The 16,003-nt window shown below is 62.5% G+C and carries 17 protein-coding genes; 11 read left to right on the top strand and 6 right to left on the bottom strand.

Annotated features, from left to right (window positions below):
- Positions 1 to 49 precede the first annotated feature (49 nt).
- From BM317_RS07965 to BM317_RS07935, 7 genes are all read left to right on the top strand, one after another.
- On the top strand, positions 50 to 607 hold the full coding sequence (locus BM317_RS07965; RefSeq protein ID WP_092473833.1) for an adenylyltransferase/cytidyltransferase family protein: 558 nt from the start codon (positions 50 to 52) through the stop codon (positions 605 to 607).
- A complete protein-coding gene (locus BM317_RS07960) occupies positions 597 to 1,304 on the top strand; it encodes an NUDIX hydrolase (RefSeq protein WP_092473831.1) in 708 nt (235 codons plus the stop codon). Before BM317_RS07965 ends, BM317_RS07960 begins: the two co-directional genes overlap by 11 nt.
- Before the next feature lie 93 nt (positions 1,305 to 1,397).
- Complete coding sequence (locus BM317_RS07955; RefSeq protein ID WP_170866249.1) at positions 1,398 to 2,318, top strand: alpha/beta hydrolase; 921 nt, start codon at positions 1,398 to 1,400, stop codon at positions 2,316 to 2,318.
- 196 nt (positions 2,319 to 2,514) lie between these two features.
- Entirely contained in the window at positions 2,515 to 3,069 is a 555-nt protein-coding gene (locus tag BM317_RS07950; RefSeq protein WP_092168150.1) for a hypothetical protein, read from the top strand.
- Between the two features lie 15 nt (positions 3,070 to 3,084).
- On the top strand, positions 3,085 to 3,660 hold the full coding sequence (locus BM317_RS07945) for a sigma-70 family RNA polymerase sigma factor (protein WP_092168147.1): 576 nt from the start codon (positions 3,085 to 3,087) through the stop codon (positions 3,658 to 3,660).
- On the top strand, positions 3,657 to 3,950 hold the full coding sequence (locus tag BM317_RS07940; RefSeq protein WP_092473829.1) for a hypothetical protein: 294 nt from the start codon (positions 3,657 to 3,659) through the stop codon (positions 3,948 to 3,950). The genes BM317_RS07945 and BM317_RS07940 overlap by 4 nt, the downstream gene beginning before the upstream one ends.
- Complete coding sequence (locus tag BM317_RS07935; protein WP_170866248.1) at positions 3,947 to 4,372, top strand: periplasmic heavy metal sensor; 426 nt, start codon at positions 3,947 to 3,949, stop codon at positions 4,370 to 4,372. Before BM317_RS07940 ends, BM317_RS07935 begins: the two co-directional genes overlap by 4 nt.
- A gap of 88 nt (positions 4,373 to 4,460) precedes the next feature.
- On the opposite strand, the gene BM317_RS07930 is transcribed toward BM317_RS07935, so the two are convergent.
- The 5 genes from BM317_RS07930 to BM317_RS07910 all read right to left on the bottom strand — a co-directional run bounded on the left by BM317_RS07930 (position 4,461) and on the right by BM317_RS07910 (position 9,270).
- Positions 4,461 to 5,768 (bottom strand): MFS transporter, encoded by a 1,308-nt coding sequence (locus BM317_RS07930; protein WP_092168137.1) that lies wholly within the window; start codon positions 5,766 to 5,768, stop codon positions 4,461 to 4,463.
- A gap of 144 nt (positions 5,769 to 5,912) precedes the next feature.
- Positions 5,913 to 6,536 carry an N-carbamoylsarcosine amidohydrolase gene (locus BM317_RS07925; protein WP_092473825.1) on the bottom strand — a complete coding sequence of 208 codons (624 nt, stop codon included), beginning with the start codon at positions 6,534 to 6,536 and terminating at the stop codon, positions 5,913 to 5,915.
- Positions 6,537 to 6,547: 11 nt separating this feature from the next.
- The gene (locus BM317_RS07920) at positions 6,548 to 7,300 is read right to left on the bottom strand and encodes a maleate cis-trans isomerase family protein (RefSeq protein ID WP_092168128.1); all 753 of its coding nucleotides are present in this window, start codon (positions 7,298 to 7,300) and stop codon (positions 6,548 to 6,550) included.
- A 15-nt stretch (positions 7,301 to 7,315) separates the two neighbouring features.
- Positions 7,316 to 8,125 (bottom strand): alpha/beta fold hydrolase, encoded by an 810-nt coding sequence (locus BM317_RS07915; protein ID WP_092168125.1) that lies wholly within the window; start codon positions 8,123 to 8,125, stop codon positions 7,316 to 7,318.
- On the bottom strand, positions 8,122 to 9,270 hold the full coding sequence (locus BM317_RS07910; RefSeq protein ID WP_092473823.1) for an FAD-dependent monooxygenase: 1,149 nt from the start codon (positions 9,268 to 9,270) through the stop codon (positions 8,122 to 8,124). Before BM317_RS07910 ends, BM317_RS07915 begins: the two co-directional genes overlap by 4 nt.
- Before the next feature lie 313 nt (positions 9,271 to 9,583).
- Here BM317_RS07910 and BM317_RS07905 point away from each other — a divergent pair, with 313 nt between their 5' ends.
- The 4 genes from BM317_RS07905 to BM317_RS07890 all read left to right on the top strand — a co-directional run bounded on the left by BM317_RS07905 (position 9,584) and on the right by BM317_RS07890 (position 15,349).
- Entirely contained in the window at positions 9,584 to 10,636 is a 1,053-nt protein-coding gene (locus BM317_RS07905; protein ID WP_092473821.1) for a 2,5-dihydroxypyridine 5,6-dioxygenase, read from the top strand.
- A 101-nt stretch (positions 10,637 to 10,737) separates the two neighbouring features.
- On the top strand, positions 10,738 to 11,178 hold the full coding sequence (locus BM317_RS07900; RefSeq protein WP_092168114.1) for a MarR family winged helix-turn-helix transcriptional regulator: 441 nt from the start codon (positions 10,738 to 10,740) through the stop codon (positions 11,176 to 11,178).
- 105 nt (positions 11,179 to 11,283) lie between these two features.
- On the top strand, positions 11,284 to 11,793 hold the full coding sequence (locus BM317_RS07895) for a (2Fe-2S)-binding protein (protein WP_092168110.1): 510 nt from the start codon (positions 11,284 to 11,286) through the stop codon (positions 11,791 to 11,793).
- Positions 11,786 to 15,349 carry a molybdopterin cofactor-binding domain-containing protein gene (locus tag BM317_RS07890; protein WP_092473819.1) on the top strand — a complete coding sequence of 1,188 codons (3,564 nt, stop codon included), beginning with the start codon at positions 11,786 to 11,788 and terminating at the stop codon, positions 15,347 to 15,349. The genes BM317_RS07895 and BM317_RS07890 overlap by 8 nt, the downstream gene beginning before the upstream one ends.
- Before the next feature lie 6 nt (positions 15,350 to 15,355).
- Here BM317_RS07890 and BM317_RS07885 read toward each other — a convergent pair whose 3' ends face one another.
- Positions 15,356 to 15,997, bottom strand: coding sequence for a TetR/AcrR family transcriptional regulator (locus BM317_RS07885; RefSeq protein WP_092473817.1), 642 nt, complete (start codon positions 15,995 to 15,997; stop codon positions 15,356 to 15,358).
- Between the last annotated feature and the right edge of the window lie 6 nt (positions 15,998 to 16,003).

Genomic DNA, 16,003 nt, shown 5'->3' with positions numbered 1-16,003 from the left:
AAAGATTTTGCTGATAGAGTACATGTCATGTACCAAAAGAGGATAAGCCATGTTCGAGATAGCCCTTTATGGCGGCGCCTTCAATCCCCCTCACGCCGGTCATGCCCAGGTGATGATCGAGGCCTCATGCCAGGCCAGACGCGTGCTGGTGGTCCCAAGCTTGCGGCATCCCTACGGCAAGCAAATGGTCGACTATGAGGTGCGCCTGAACTGGCTGGAATCGATCGTCGAAAACGTTCAGCCGCTGTGCCGCGCCGAAGTGCGCGCAAGCCGGGTGGAGCAGGTCGTGGCCCGTGGCGTTGAAGGCGCGATCTACAGCTACACCCTGCTTGCCCATCTCGCCGACAGCCTGGCCCTGGACGGCAAGCGGATCGCGTTGGTGGTGGGGCAGGATGTCGCGGATCTGCTGCCGACCTTCTATCGCGGGCAGGAACTGCTGGAGCGTTTTTCCATCCTTCGCGTAGAAGAAAAGATCCACGTGCGCAGCACGGTGGTTCGCGAACGACTGGCCTCGGGCGAACCGCTTCCCACCCACTGGATGGCGCCGGGCATGAACCCGTTAAACTATGACCTTTACGCTACCCACGGAAATCGACATGCCCACTAGCACAGCCCCCGCTCGCGGTTACCTGCACACCATCGACCTCTGTGTGCTGCGCTTCTGCCGGGAGACCCAGGCGCTGGAAATCCTCCTGAACCGACGGGAAGCCGAGCCGTTCGCCGGCCATTGGGCGCTGCCCGGGATCGTGGTCAATGGTGGCGTCGAAGATCTCACGCTGAACGACGCCGTGGAGCGCCTGCGCAGCTCGAGCAAAGTGGGCATGCCGCTGGCCTGGATCGAACAGGTCGGCACCGTCGGCGACGCGTTCCGCGACCCACGCTGCTGGTCATCCTCGACGTTCTACCTGGCGATTGTCAGCGAGGCGGTCCAGCTCGCCGAACACCAGGTTTTTTTTCCCCTCAAGGATGTCGCCGACGCCTCGATCAAACTCCCTTTCGACCACAACAGCCTGGTGGCCGCCGTCCAGGAACGGTTGTTGTCCAAAGCCCTCTACAGCAGCCTGCCGCTGATGTTCCTGGGCCCGGAATTCAGCGCGCCGGAAGCGGTGAGCATTTTCTCCGTGGTGCTCGACCGCCCGGTGCTCAAGACCAGCATGCGCCAGCGTTTGCTGAAGATGACCGAAGCGGGTTATTTGCAGGAAACCGGCCGCAAGAAAAGCGGCGACGGCGGCCGCCCGCAACGCACGGTGGAAAACCTCAAGCCGGCCAGCGTTTATCTTTTCGATCGTTGTTTTCTAGAGTAGCGCTTAGCGGGCCAACGCAAATGCTGATGATTATTCGCAGGTGTTAAGTGGACCACAACGTATAAGCACTGCCCTATCCACCCGGAGCCTTGTATGTCATTAATCCTTCGCGTCTGCGCCCTTCTCTTGCTGTCGGAAATCGCCCTTGCTGGCCCTTTGATGGAAGCCATCAAAGAGCGCCGCGCCGAACGCCAGCAAGACAGCGTCCCCCTGAAACTCCCCGCCGGCGCTACGCTACTAAAAGATCTCCCCTACGGCCCCAACACCCGAGAACGCCTGGATGTCTACCTGCCCCACAAGCCCAGCAATGCTCCGATCATTTTTATGGTGCATGGCGGCGCCTGGCGAACCGGCGACAAAAACGCCCAGCAAGTGGTGGCCAATAAGGTCAGCCGCTGGGTGGCAAAGGGTTTTATCTTCGTCTCCGCCAACTACCCGCTGCTGCCGGACGCCAAGCCCCTGCAACAAGCCCAGGAAGTGGCAAAGGCGCTGGCAATGACGCAAGCCAACGCCGCGAGTTGGGGCGGTTCGGCTAACCATGTGATAGTGATGGGCCATTCGGCCGGAGCGCATCTGGTCGCGCTCCTGGCGGCCTCCCCCTCGTTGGCAGCCGCACAAGGCGCCAAGCCGTGGCTCGGCACCGTCGCATTGGACAGCGCCGCACTGGACGTGGAGAAGATCATGCAGGCGCGGCATATGCCCTTCTACGACGAAGCCTTCGGCAGCGACCCCACCTACTGGCAACAAACCTCGCCGTCCTACGTACTGGCGAATGGCGTCGCGCCGATGCTGGCTGTGTGCTCCACCCGGCGCGACGTGGCCTGCGAGCAGGCGCACCTGTTTGCCACCCATGCCAGCGCGCTAGCCGTCAGCGTCAGCGTCAGCGTGCTGGAGCAAGGCATGACCCATAAGGATATCAACCAACTGCTCGGCACCCCCGGCGCCTATACCGAGGAGGTTGAACGCTTTATGGCGGGACTGGATAACGACGTGGCTAAACGCTTGGGCCGCTAGCGGCAAGTGGACTGGCGCCGCGTTGCGTGTAGCGCCTAACAATGAGCTGCAACGATGGCCAGCGTTTTCCTGCAATCCCTGTTTGCCAAAGCCGCCGCGCGTTTTTGCGTTAAACACAGGCAATGAAAATAAACGCAGGGGATTTGATCAGTTCAGCGTTTAAGCCTCGACCCTTCCCAGCACCTCGAGGTTTTCCATGCGCCGTCCATTGTTCACCACCGTCCCCGTTCTACTGTGTCTGGCCTTGCTGTGCACCGCCGCCAGCGAAGCCGCTGAACGCCAGCGCAGCGGCGGTTTTTCCACCAGCCGTGGCCACAGCGGTACTTATCAAACCACTGTCAGCGGTCAGCGTGGTGCCGGGTTAAATCGCCAGCAAACGGTTACCGGCGCCGATGGCAAAACCGCCACCCGCTCCAGCACTCGTCAATACGACCCGGCCAGCGGTCAGTTCAACCGTTCCACAACCGCTGCCAACGGTGATACGCGCACCGTGCAAGGCACTCGAACCGATGGCCAGAATAGCGGCACCTATACCGGCGCCAACGGCAATACGGGAACCTTCAATCAGCAGACCAGTCGCACCGATGGCACGGCGAACCGGCAAACTGAGGTGACCACAGCCACAGGTAAAACCCTCAGTCGTGATGCCAGTTACAGCTATGATCGAGTCAGTAACACGCTTCACCGCAGTGTAACCGGTAGCCAAGGCAATACCCGCTCGGGCAGCATCACCGTCACCCCCACCCCTTAAGGCGCCGCCCACGCCATGACGCCCACCGACGAGCAGCTAATGACCGCCATTGCCAGAGGCGACCAGCATGCATTTACCACGTTGGTGGCGCGTCACCTGCCGCGCGCCTATGCCATTGCCCGGCGTTTTTTTGCCCAGCAGACCGACGCCGAAGACATCGCCCAGGAGGCGTTCACGCGGGTATGGACCCATGCCGCCATTTGGCAACCCGGCCGGGCGCAGTTCTCTACATGGTTGCAGCGTATTGTGGTCAACCTGTGCCTGGACAATCTGCGTCGACATAAACATCGCGCTGAGCAGGATATCGACAGCCTGCTGCACGAGTTGCTCGACGCCAAGGCCGACACCGCCGCTAATGTCGAGCGCGCCCGAGAAGCCGCGAAGATTCAACAAGTCGTGCAACGCCTGCCGGAAAAACAACGCATGGCGGTACTGCTCTGCTACTTCGACGAACACAGCAACACACAAGCCGCTGCGTTGATGGGCCTGCACCCTAAAGCGCTGGAAGGCCTGCTCGGCCGTGCCCGCCAACAACTACGGCGCTGGCTGCCCAAAGGCTTGAGCCCGCACCACGAGGATAAACAGCGATGAACGACGTCGATGACGAGCTGCGCCAGCAATTGGCCAATCAACCCCTCCCGCGCCCGCCCCACGGTTTAGCCGCACGCATCGTGCAAGCCGCCACAGCTCAGCCGCAACGCCAGCCGTGGTATCGCGCCGTGCAACAGTGGCGCTATGGGTGGCCAATGAAAGTCGCGGGCCTGGCCTTGTGCGCAGTGCTGGGCGTGTTGGCTGGCCACTGGACGACGCCTGTGGCCGACGACGATATGCAAATCGCTGCCCACGTCATGGGCGGCCTGTTATGGACAGACGAGCGATGAACAAAACCTGGCTACTGAACGGCGCCCTGCTGCTTTCCCTCGGAGCTAACGCCTTTCTCGGCGGCTGGCTGCTAAACCGCCCCAACGCGGTGTCCTTCGAACTGGGGCAGAACCAACTGGTGAGGGAACTGATTGGCAAGGTGCGGCGTTTACCCGACGAGCAACGTCAAGACGTTCGCGCCGTTATCAGCCAGCACGCGCCCGGCTTGCGCAAGCTGGCGGCGCAAGCACGCAGCAACCGACAGGTCATACTTGACCAACTGAGCGCTGACAGCATCGATAGGCAACAGGTACAAACCAGCTTCGCCAAACAACGCGAAGCCACCGTGCAACTGCAAACGGCAGCCCAGGTGATGTTGTTGGACATAGCGGAAAAATTGCCGCCCGAACAGAGACGGCAATTTATGCGTGAGGGACCGTAGGAATGTGCTGCGGTCATCGAGAAACTGACTCACGAGATTGCACAGCTCAAACGATTGGAGTTTGCCAAGCGCTGCGAGCAAAGGTTTCTTAGCGGTTCACCACTTTCGCTGGCAGCGCGATCACCAGCAAAGAGCTAAGCAACAGGCATCCGGCAAAGATGCACATAGCGATCTGCGGGCTGTGGAAATGATCCATGACCACGCCCATCAGTGAGTTGCTGACCAGCCCAGCGATGTTGGCCACTGAACAAGCCAAGGCAAAGCCGGTAGCCGCTGCGGTTCCCTTGAGAAAGGTGGCCGGCAGGCTGAAGAACACAGGTACTGCGCCAATGATCGTCAGCGAGGCAACGGAAAACAGCAGCACCGTAACAGCGACGTTCTGGGTGAAAAAAGTGCTCAGGAACATCGCCGCAGCGCCAATTATGAATGGAACGATAATGTGCCAGCGACGCTCGCGATGCTTATCGGAGCTTGCGCCGATGGCGAGCATACCGATCAGCCCCGCAAGACTTGGGATGGCAACCAGCAAGCCTATCTGGCTGGGGTTGGTGACACCCGCAGTCTTTATGAAACTCGGCATCCAGAAGCCCATGGCATAGGCACTTAATAGGATCGAGAAGTCGATACCGCCGAGCATCCAGACTTTAAGGTTGAAGAAACCTTCGCGAAACGAATGCCCGCCTTTGTTCTCACTGTTGTCCAGACGCAACACGCCTTCGAGCTCGGTCTTTTCCGCCTCGCTGAGCCACTTGGCCTCGCGAATGTTGTTGGGCAGGACGAAGAAGCACAAAAAGCCCAATACAACTGTGGGAATCGCTTCAATGAGGAACAGCCACTGCCAGCCAGCGAAGCCGCCGACGTTGTTGAAGTTGCCCATGATCCAGCCTGACAGCGGGCTGCCGACCAGAGTCGACAACGGCAAACCGATCATGAACAAGGCAATGATGCGGCTGCGCCGATACGACGGGAACCACTGGCTCAGGTAATACAGGACGCCCGGCAGAAAGCCGGCTTCGGCAGCCCCGAGCAGAAACCGCAGGGTGTAGAACTGCCACTCGTTGGAGACAAACATCGTCAGGCCGGAGAGCAATCCCCAACTGATCATGATCCGCGCAATCCATAGACGCGCACCCACTTTTTCCAGGACCAGGTTGCTGGGTACTTCAAACAGGATGTAACCAACGAAAAACAGCCCTGCTCCCAGACCGAAGACGGTTTCACTCATGTGGAGCGAGTCAAGCATCTGTAGTTTCGCGAAGCCGACGTTTATACGGTCCAAATAGGACGCCAAGTAGCAGAAGCACAGGAACGGGATGATGCGCCAGACGATCTTGCGATAGGTGTCCGAATGACTGAGGTCTATCGCACCGGGGGCTTGTGTATTGCTGAGTGACATGATGCTACTCCTGATTCTGCCGCAGCAGCGGCGCGCAATGGCATATGTTTGAATCGGTAGTCAGGAAGTCGAGGCTCTAGCGGCCCTGTTTATTATCGGAACCCGTCTCTTTTTGGACGGCTGTTACGCTTGGGGTCACTCGATCTATCGGTGCAAGTAATCAATGGCTTCGGCTTTAGCGACAACGTCACCATATTTGTTGTCGATATCGAACAGATTTGCCTCGTGCGGCGCCTGGTGTCGGTCGCCTACGCATTCACGTACCACTATGCCGCGAAAACCATGCTGCACGGCGTCCACCGCAGTGGCGCGTACACACCCGCTGGTGGAACAGCCAGCCATGATCAAGGTATCGATGCCCAATGCTTGCAGCATGGGTGCCAAGCTGGTCCCGAAGAAGGCGCTGGCGTACTGCTTGGTCAGCACCACTTCGCTCGGCAGCGGCAGCACTTCAGTGCAGAACGCGGCCAGGGGGTTGCCCTCGACCATGTCCTTCATCACCGGCGCCTTCTTCACCCACATGCCGCCGTCGGCGAAATGCCCGGGGTGGTAGCGGATGTTGGTGTGGATCACCGGAATGCCCTTGGCCCGCGCAACGGCCAGCAGCTCGACGCTATGGGCCACGGCCTCGACCACGCCCGGCGCGTACAGTGGCGCGCCCTCGGTGGTGTAGCCTTGCATGAAGTCGATCAGCAGCAGCGCGGGGCGCTGGCCGAAGCCGACGCGGTTGCCCCAGACGCCGGCGTAGTTGTCCTCTGCGGTGGTCATGGCGGAGCTCCTCAGTACGCACCGGACAGCAAGGCACCGGCGCCGGGCACGATCGGCTCCAACTGCAGGGCCTTGAGCATGGCATAGGTGGTGGCGATGGCGGCGGTGAGCACCGGCTTGCCGGTTTGCGCCTCGACCTTGGCGACGGCGCCCAGGGAAGGCATCTGCACGCAGGCCGAGAGCACGATGACATCGACGTCGGTCAGGTCGAGGCCTGCGACGATGCCCGGCAGGTTAGCCGGGTCATGACGGGCCACTTCAAGGTTGTCCGGAATCTCCAGGGCATGCCATACCTTGACCTCGATGCCTTCGTGCTGGATGTAGTCGACGACCAGTTCGGTCAGCGGCTTCATGTACGGCGCCACAAGGGCGATACGCTTGGCGCCCAGCACCTTGAGGCCATCAACCAGGGCGCCGGCGCTGGTGATCACCTTGGCCTGGGAGTCGTTATCCATCACCACCTGCCCCAGGCGCTGCTGGGATTCACGGTGATAGCCGCGACCCATGGCCATGATCGCCACCAGGCAGGCGTAGCCCAACACGTCGACGCGGGCGTCGGACAGCTCCAGGGCGCAGCGGTCGGACTGGGCGTCCATGGCCGCCAGCTCTTCCTTCTTCACGTGCTTCATGCGCATACGGGCCGAGTGGTAGGTGAAGCGCTCGGGGCGGATCAACTGGCGCGCAGTGAGCATCGCCGGTATCTCGGTTTCCATGGTGGTGTTGGAGCTCGGCACTATCTGGCCGATGCGGTAGAGCTTAGTCATGTCGTGTCTCCGGAATCAGCTGAGGGGGCGGCCAAGGAAGGTGCCGAAGGCGGCGAAGAAGCCTTCGAAGTCGTCCCAGGGAATCATGTGTCCGGCGTCTTTCACGTGCACGGTCTGAATCGACGGCTGCAGACCGCGAATCTCGGCTTCGTCTTCGGCACCGATCACGCCGCCCTTGCCAGCGATCATCAGCAAGGTGGGCAAGTGGTTGCGGGGAAAGTCCTGATGGATATCCACCTCGTGGAAATCGGAATACGCCTTGAGGATTGCCGGCGCATAACAGGTGTGCAGCCATTCGGCACGCAGGGCTCGTTGCTCTTGGGTCCAGGTCGGGCAGAACACGAGCATGTCGTCGGCGTTCATGCCGTCTTCGGCCTGGCGGATCGAGTCGACGTACCACGGCAGCTTGCCCGGGTACTCGCGGCGGCCGGGGCCGGAGACCGGCGGGTCGATCAGCGCGAGCCGGCTGAAGGGCGCGTCGGGGTGGCGGGTGGCGGCGCGCAGAATGAAGCGCGCGCCCATGGAGTGGCCCACCAGCAGACAATCCCTGAGCCCCAGGGCCTGGGCGAAGGCGACGATGTCATCGGCGCAGGCGTCGGTGCCGTAGTCCAGGTTGGGCCCGGTGGAAGACAGGCCGCGGCCGCGGGCGTCGAGAACATAGGTGTCGAAGTGCTCGGCCAGGCGCTCGGCCACGAACCCCCAGGTGATAGCCGGGCTGGTGATACCCGGAATCAGCAACAGCGGCTGCCCCTTGCCGCCATAGCGCAGGTAGTGCTGGCGGATACCGTTGGCCTGCACGTTGGCACCGTAGAGAAATCTGCTCACGCCGCGTTCTCCGATTTCAGCGGATGGTCGAACAACTCGTAACCGAATACCCACGATGGGTCTTCCTGGGTACGCAGCCAGGTGTTGGCGTTGGACACCGCCTGCACGCGGGAGGCGCGCTCCTTGCGGTTGGCCTCGTACAGGCGAAAACCAGTGGCGTAGTCGTTGAGGCCGGTTTCCATCAGGCAGCGGGAGAGCATGGCGCCGTCTTCGATGGCCATGGCAGCGCCCTGGGCCATGTGCGGTTTCATCGGGTGGCAAGCGTCGCCCAGCAGCACCATGCGGCCCCTGCTCCAAACCGGCAATGGCTGGCGGTTGAGCAGTGGCCACTTGGTGATGCTCTCGGCGTTCTCGATCAGCGCCTGCACGCTCGGGTGGTAGCCCTTGAAGGCGTCGAACATGGCCTCGCGGCTGCAGTCGACGAAGCTGGCATTGCCCCCTTCCCATTCGGCCTGGGGCACACCGCTGACGAAGTAGTACTCGTCGCGCTTGGCGGTGGTGTAGTAGACCATCAGGTGGCGGTCGCCCGACCACCACTTCACGCAGTCTTCGAAATTGAAATCGTACTTGGCCAGCTTGTGCGCCGGGATCAGCGCGCGGTGGCCAACCCAACCGCTGTAGGTGGGTGCTTCGGCACCTAGCAGGTGCTCGCGGACCCGGGAGTTGATGCCGTCGGCGCCGATCACGATGTCGGCGCGGGCCTGGGTGCCGTCGGCGAATTTCAGCAGCACGTCGCTGCCGCTTTCATCGAGGCTGGCCAGGTGTTTGTTGAAGTGCACCGAGCCGGGCTTGATGGCGGTCATCTGCAGGGCATGTAGGTCGCCGCGGTGCACGGTGATGTAGGCCGCGCCGTATTCCTTGCGGGCGAAATCGCCCAGCGGGATGCGCGACATGTATTCGCCATCCTGGTCGCGGCTTAGCCAGAAGTCCGGGTGCGAGCCCATGGCTTCGACCTGCTTCTCGATACCTTGGCGGCGGAAAATCTTCAGCACATTAGGGCCCATGTGGATCCCGGCGCCCAAGCGCGAGAATTGCGGCGCCTGTTCGTAGATATCGACTTCGAAGCCAGCCTGTTGCAGCGAAGCGGCGGCTGCCACGCCACCCAGACCAGCGCCGACGATGGCGATTCGTTGTGTTGCCCCCATGGGTCGTGTCTCCTCGATGACCGATCTCAAAGCGCGGGACCGGAACGCATTTACAGTGTATGCACTATTTATTTTTCCTGTGAAGAGCCTGTCTAAAAAAATTTCAAAAACGACACCTAGTGAATAACCGCCAATATAGCCAATAAAATATAGGACTGCTGCAACTTAAAGTAATTGGCCCGTCCTTTGCTGAGCCGCCTGAACAGTGTAAGCGCTTGCAAATATACAGTGCATACATTACAAATGCGCACCATCAAGAAGCGCTGCGCGCCATCGCGGTGCATAGTTCCAAATTCAGCGAAGGAGAGAGGCAATGGCTGTCAGCGACGGTGAACTGACCCAGATGTTCGAGCACGTGCTCAAGCTTTCGAAAGTGGATACCACCCAGAGTGTGGCCATTCTCAAGGCCCATTACTCCAACCCGCGCACCGTGCGCGCGGCAATGGAGGCCGCCCAGCGCCTGGGCGCCAAGGTCTACGCCGTAGAGCTGCCGGCCTTCAACGCGCCGGTGGCCATGGGTAATGACATGACGGCCTACTGCGGCGACACCGCGCTCACCGGCAACCTCGCGGCCCAGCGCGCGCTGGAGGCAGCCGACCTGATCATCGACACCATGATGCTGCTGCACTCGCCCGAGCAGGAGCAGATTCTCAAGACCGGCACGCGCATGCTGCTGGCCGTGGAGCCCCCGGAAGTACTGGCGCGAATGCTGCCCACCGAGGCCGACAAAGCCCGCGTGATGGCCGCCGAAGCGGTGCTAAAGCAGGCCCGCACCATGACCGTACGTTCCCGCGCCGGCAGCGAATTTCGCGCCGCGCTGGGCCAATACCCGGCCGTGACCGAATACGGTTACGCCGACGCCCCGGGCCGCTGGGACCACTGGCCCAGTGGCTTTCTGTTCACTTGGCCGAACGAGGAAACCGCCGAAGGCACGCTGGTATTGGACGTGGGCGATATCTTGCTGCCGTTCAAGACCTACTGCCGCGAGCGCATCACCCTGGAGATCGACAAGGGCTTTATCACCCGCATCCACGGCGGTTTCGAGGCCGAGTACCTGCGCGAGTACATGAAGTACTTCAACGACCCCGAGGTGTACGGCATCTCCCATATCGGCTGGGGCCTGCAGCCTCGCGCGCAGTGGACCGCCATGGGCCTGCACGACAAGAACGACGGCATGTGCATGGACGCCCGCGCGTTCTACGGCAACTTCCTGTTCTCCACCGGCCCCAACACCGAGGTGGGCGGCAAGCGCAAGACGCCGTGCCATATGGACATCCCATTGCGCAACTGCGATATCTACCTGGATGACCAGGCCGTGGTACTGGCGGGTGACGTAGTCGCCCCGGCCGCCTCCATCGCCCGTTGACCCACATCGCTGGCGCCCGTGACGCAAGGTCCGGGCGCGCGGCGGTGGTGAACTTTGAGTTATCGTATGTATTTTTCAGCTGCTGCGGACCCGTCCTGCCCATGAGCTCCCCCGATTCTTCCTACGCTTTCACCGAACAGGTGGGGCACTTGCTGCGCAAGGCTTACCAGCGCCATATGGCGATCTTCCAGCAGAACGTTGGCGAGTCGCAGCTCACGGCGGTGCAGTTCATTACCCTGTGCGCCGTGCGCGACAACGGCCCCAGCTCGCTGACCGAGCTGGTGGCGCTGACCGCCGTCGACCAGGCCACCATCCGCGGCATCGTCGAGCGCCTCAAGGCTCGAGAACTGGTCGAGCTGGGCCACGACGCCAAAGACCGGCGCAAGGTAATCGTGCACCTGTCCGAAGCCGGGCGCGTGGCGGTAGAGCAGACCGAGCCCTGCGCCCTGCAGATCAGCGAACTGACCCTGAGCAACCTCAATCCCGGCGAGCGGGTGGCAATGCTGTTCCTGCTGCGCAAAATGATCGACGATCCGGCCTGACTCACCCGCTTTGCCACACCTGGCGCGAGGCTCCGCGCGCCAGCAGGCAATTGGCACCGTTCTTGCCTTTTGATGTAGTAAGCACTACACGAAATAGAGAGCGGCATGAACAAACCTCTTTCGCCCACCTCCACGATTAGCGTCAACTGCACCGTCAACGGCCAGCCGGTGACTTGCAGCGCCATGGCCGACACGCCCTTGCTATTGGTGCTGCGCAACGACCTGCACCTCAATGGCCCCAAGTTCGGCTGCGGCCTGGGCGAATGCGGGGCGTGCACGGTGATCGTCGACGCAAAGGCTGCGCGCTCCTGTGTGCTGCCCTTGAGCGGGGTGGCGAATCGTAACGTCACCACCCTCGAAGGCCTCGGTGACCGTCACCACCCGCACCCGGTGCAGCAAGCCTTTATCGATGCCCAGGCGGCCCAGTGCGGGTATTGCCTGAACGGCATGATCATGACCGCCAAGGCCTTGCTCGACCGCAACCCCGACCCTAGCGAAGAACAGATCCGCCGCGCACTGTCGGCGAACCTGTGCCGTTGCGGTACGCACCTGGAAATCCTTGCTGCGGTGCGGCGCGCCGCCCAGCTATACCGTGAGGGCCACTGCAATGACTGACCGACCCGTTCCCACCCAGGCCGAACTGCTGGCGCGCGAGGGCGTACTGCTGGTGGTCGACCGGATCCAGCCACCGCCCGGCCTGGTGCCCAAGGGCAAGACTCCAGTCGTCAAGCCCAAGGAACTGGGGTTGTTCATCGCCCTGTGCGACAACGGCGAATACTACGCCTTCAACGGCCACGTCGACCTGGGCACCGGCATCCAGACCTCTCTGGGGCAGATCGTCGCCGAAGAACTCGACCTGCGCATGGACCAACTGCGTGTGGTACTGGGCGATACCGCCCGCACGCCGAACCAGGGCGCAACCATTGCCAGCGCGACCTTGCAGATCTCTGCGATACCGCTGCGCAATGCCGCCGCCGAAGCTCGTCGCTGGTTACTGGCCGCCGCCGCCAAACGTTGTGGCAGCGATGACCTGCGCATCGAGGCCGGTGTGGTACATGGCCGCGATGGCCAGGCGCTGAGTTTCGCCGAATTGATCCAGGGCCAGCACATCGAGCTGAGCATCAGCGGCACTGCGCCCCTGAAACCGCTGGACGATTACAAACTGGTGGGGCAAAGTTCGGCGCGCGTCGACATTCCGGCCAAGGCCACCGGCGATCTGACGTTCGTGCAAGACATGCGCGTGCCCGACATGCTCCACGGGCGGGTCGTACGTCCGCCTTATGACGGCTACGATACCGGTGTGTTCGTCGGCACCAGCTTGATCGCCGTGGATGAAAGCTCCATCGCCCATCTTCCCGGCATCGTCCGCGTGGTGGTGATCGGCGACTTCATCGGCGTGGTCGCCGAGCGTGAAGAACAAGCGATCAAAGCCGCCCGCGAGCTCAAGGTGCAATGGCGGCCCTGGCAGCAGCATTTACCAAACCTCGACAATATCGAACAGGCGCTGCGCGACAACCCGTCCATTGAACGGGTCGTGCACGACACTGGCGGCGTCGATGCGGCATTGGCCAGTGCCGCGACGCGGCTGACCCGCCGCTACCTGTGGCCCTATCAATTGCACGGCTCCATCGGCCCGGCCTGCGCGGTGGCCGACTATCAACCGCAGGCCACCCGCATCTGGTCCGGCACACAGAACCCCCATGCCCTGCGCGCCGACCTCGCCTGGCTGCTGGAGTGCGATGAAACCAGCATCGAGATCATCCGCATGGAAGCCGCCGGCTGCTATGGGCGCAACTGCGCCGACGACGTGTGCGCCGATGCCGTGCTGCTGTCCCGCGCGGTCGGCAAACCGGTGCGCGTGCAACTGACTCGCGAGCAAGAGCACGCCTGGGAACCGAAAGGCACTGCGCAACTGATGGACGTCGACGGCGGCATCGATGCTGCCGGCGACCTGGCCGTGTATGACTTTCGCACCCGCTACCCGTCCAACGGCGCGCCCACCCTGGCGCTACTGCTTACCGGCCGCGTCGAGCCGGTGCCAGTGGCCTACGAGATGGGCGACCGCACCGCTGTGCCCCATTACAGCTACCCCGAGTTGCGGGTGAGCATCGAAGACATGGCGCCCATCGTGCGCGCCTCCTGGCTGCGCGGCGTATCAGCGCTGCCCAATGTATTCGCACATGAATCCTATATCGACGAACTGGCTTACGAAGCCGGCATCGACCCGGTGGAATACCGCCTGCGCTACCTGCCCGACGAACGCGCCGCCGAACTGGTGCGTGCCACTGCCGAGCGCGCGCAATGGTCACCGCACACCCAGCCTGGGCAAACGCCCAGCGAAGATGGCGTGCTGCGTGGCCGCGGCTTCGCCTATGCGCGCTACATCCACAGCAAATTCCCCGGTTTCGGCGCCGCCTGGGCCGCCTGGGTCGCCGACGTGGCCATCGACAAGCACACCGGCGAAGTCGCTGTGACCCGCGTGGTGGTCGGCCATGACGCCGGCATGATGGTCAACCCGGCCGGGGTACAGCACCAGATTCACGGCAATGTGATGCAGTCCACCAGCCGCGTGCTCAAGGAACAGGTGACCTTCGAAGAATCGCGGGTGGCCAGCAAGGAATGGGGTGGCTATCCGATCCTGACTTTCCCGCAGGTGCCCGAAGTCGATGTACTGATGATGCCGCGCCAGAACGAGCCGCCGCTGGGCGCCGGGGAATCGGCCTCGGTGCCGAGCGCGGCGGCCATCGCCAACGCCGTGTTCGACGCCACCGGCATCCGCTTTCGTGAACTGCCGATCACCGCCGAGCGGGTGCTGGCCGCGCTCAAGGCCGCCGAGCCTCAAGACCCACTCGGGCTGCCTTATGCCGCACCGGTGAAAAGCAAGAAGCGCAAATGGCTGTTCGGCGGCCTGGCCGGGCTGTTCGGTACGGCCCTGGGCCTGGGCATCAGCGCCATGCCGTGGCGCGCGGAAATCGCCGCGGTCACGCCGCCGCCGGCCGGTACCTGGAGCACCGCCACTCTCGAGCGCGGCCGGCAACTGGCCGCCGCCGGGGATTGCGCCGTGTGCCACACCGCCCGCGATGGCGCGACCAACGCCGGCGGCCTGGCCATGGACACGCCGTTCGGCACCTTGTACAGCAGCAACATCACACCTGACGGGCAGACTGGCATCGGCAACTGGTCCTTCGCCGCCTTCGACCGCGCCATGCGCAAGGGCATCAGCCGCGATGGCCGGCATCTGTACCCGGCATTTCCCTACACGGCCTTTCGCAACATCAAGGAAGCCGACATGCAGGCGCTGTACGCCTACCTGATGTCGCAACCGGCAGTACCGAGCACGCCACCGGCCAACCAGATGCGCTTCCCGTTCAATGTGCGGGCGCTGATGGCGGGTTGGAACACGCTGTTCCTCAAGCAGGGTGAATACCAGGACGACCCGACCCGCAGCGCCCAGTGGAACCGCGGAAATTATCTGGTCAACGGCCTCGGCCACTGCGCTGCCTGCCACTCGCCGCGCAACTTGATGGGCGCGGAACAGGGCGGGGCGAAGTTTCTTTCCGGGGCGATGGTTGATGGCTGGGAGGCGCCGGCACTGACCGGCCTGTCCAAGGCGCCTACGCCCTGGACCGAAGACCAGCTGTTCACCTACATGCGCACCGGTTTCAGCGCCGAGCACGGCGTGGCGGCCGGGCCCATGGGGCCGGTGGTCAGCGAGTTGTCGACCTTGCCGGACGATGACCTGCGGGCGATCGCCCATTACCTCGGCACCCTCGAAGGTAAGCCCGCCGCCCAAGCGCAGCAGGCAGTTGCCAGCGCACCGAGTACGGCCAACCTGGCCAATGGCCGACGGGTGTTCGAAGGCGCTTGCGCCGGTTGCCACAGCGCTTTGGACGGCGGGCCCGAGCTGTTCGGTGTGAGCCCGTCCATGGCCACCAATACCAACGTGCACAGCGAACGCCCCGACAACCTGATCAAGGTCATTCTGCACGGCATCGGCAACCCCGCGGTCAGCGAGCTGGGCTATATGCCGGCCTTCAAGGACAGCCTCTCGAACACCCAAGTCAGTGATTTGGTGGCCTACCTGCGCAGCAACTTCGCCGCCGACAAGGCGCCATGGCCGCCCCTGGCCAAGCAGGTCGCGTGGCTGCGTGCCAACCCTGGCAGCCACTGAGCCCTGTCAGCCAACGGCCAGCCCGCGCAGTACTTGGTCGCGGGCGTAGTCCAGCCAGCGGTCGCGGGCGCTTTTGCTGTCCAGATCGACACCCAGGAAGGCACCCAGGGTGTGCAGGTTGGAGTTGTAGAAGTAGCACAGCGAGGCAATCAGCAGGTAAGTATGGAGCACGTCCACGTCGGCCCGAAACACCCCCTTCGCTTGCCCCGCCTGGATGATCGGCGCCAGGGTATTGAGCGCCGCGCCTGACAGCACCAAAAGGTGGGGCGATTTGCGCGAGTGCTTGCCTTTGTACAGGTTTTCGCTGTTGAGGATGCTGATGAATTCGGGATGGCGCCCGTAGTAGTCCCACACGAACCCAAGCAGTTGCTGCACCGCCGCGATCGGCTGTTCGAGGTCGAAGCGCTGGCGGCTCTCGGCTTCGTTGAAGTCGGCGTAGATGCCTTCCAGCACGCGGATGAACAACTGCTCCTTGCTCTTGAAGTAGTAATAAATCATGCGGTCGTTGGATTTCGCCAACCGCGAGATTTTCTCGATGCGCCCGCCCGAGTAGCCGTCCTGGCTGAATACTTTGGTGGCGGCCTTGAGGATGCGTGCGCGGGTTTCTTCGGCTTGTTGGCTGCGCAACCCGGAATTGGGAGTGGCCATGGGGAT

The sequence above is a fragment of the Pseudomonas sp. NFACC24-1 genome, from assembly GCF_900115235.1.
In the GTDB taxonomy this organism is placed as follows: Bacteria; Pseudomonadota; Gammaproteobacteria; order Pseudomonadales; family Pseudomonadaceae; genus Aquipseudomonas; species Aquipseudomonas fluorescens_AA.
The sequence above is the reverse complement of the archived record's forward strand: the minus strand, read 5'-3'. Positions and strand labels throughout refer to the sequence as shown.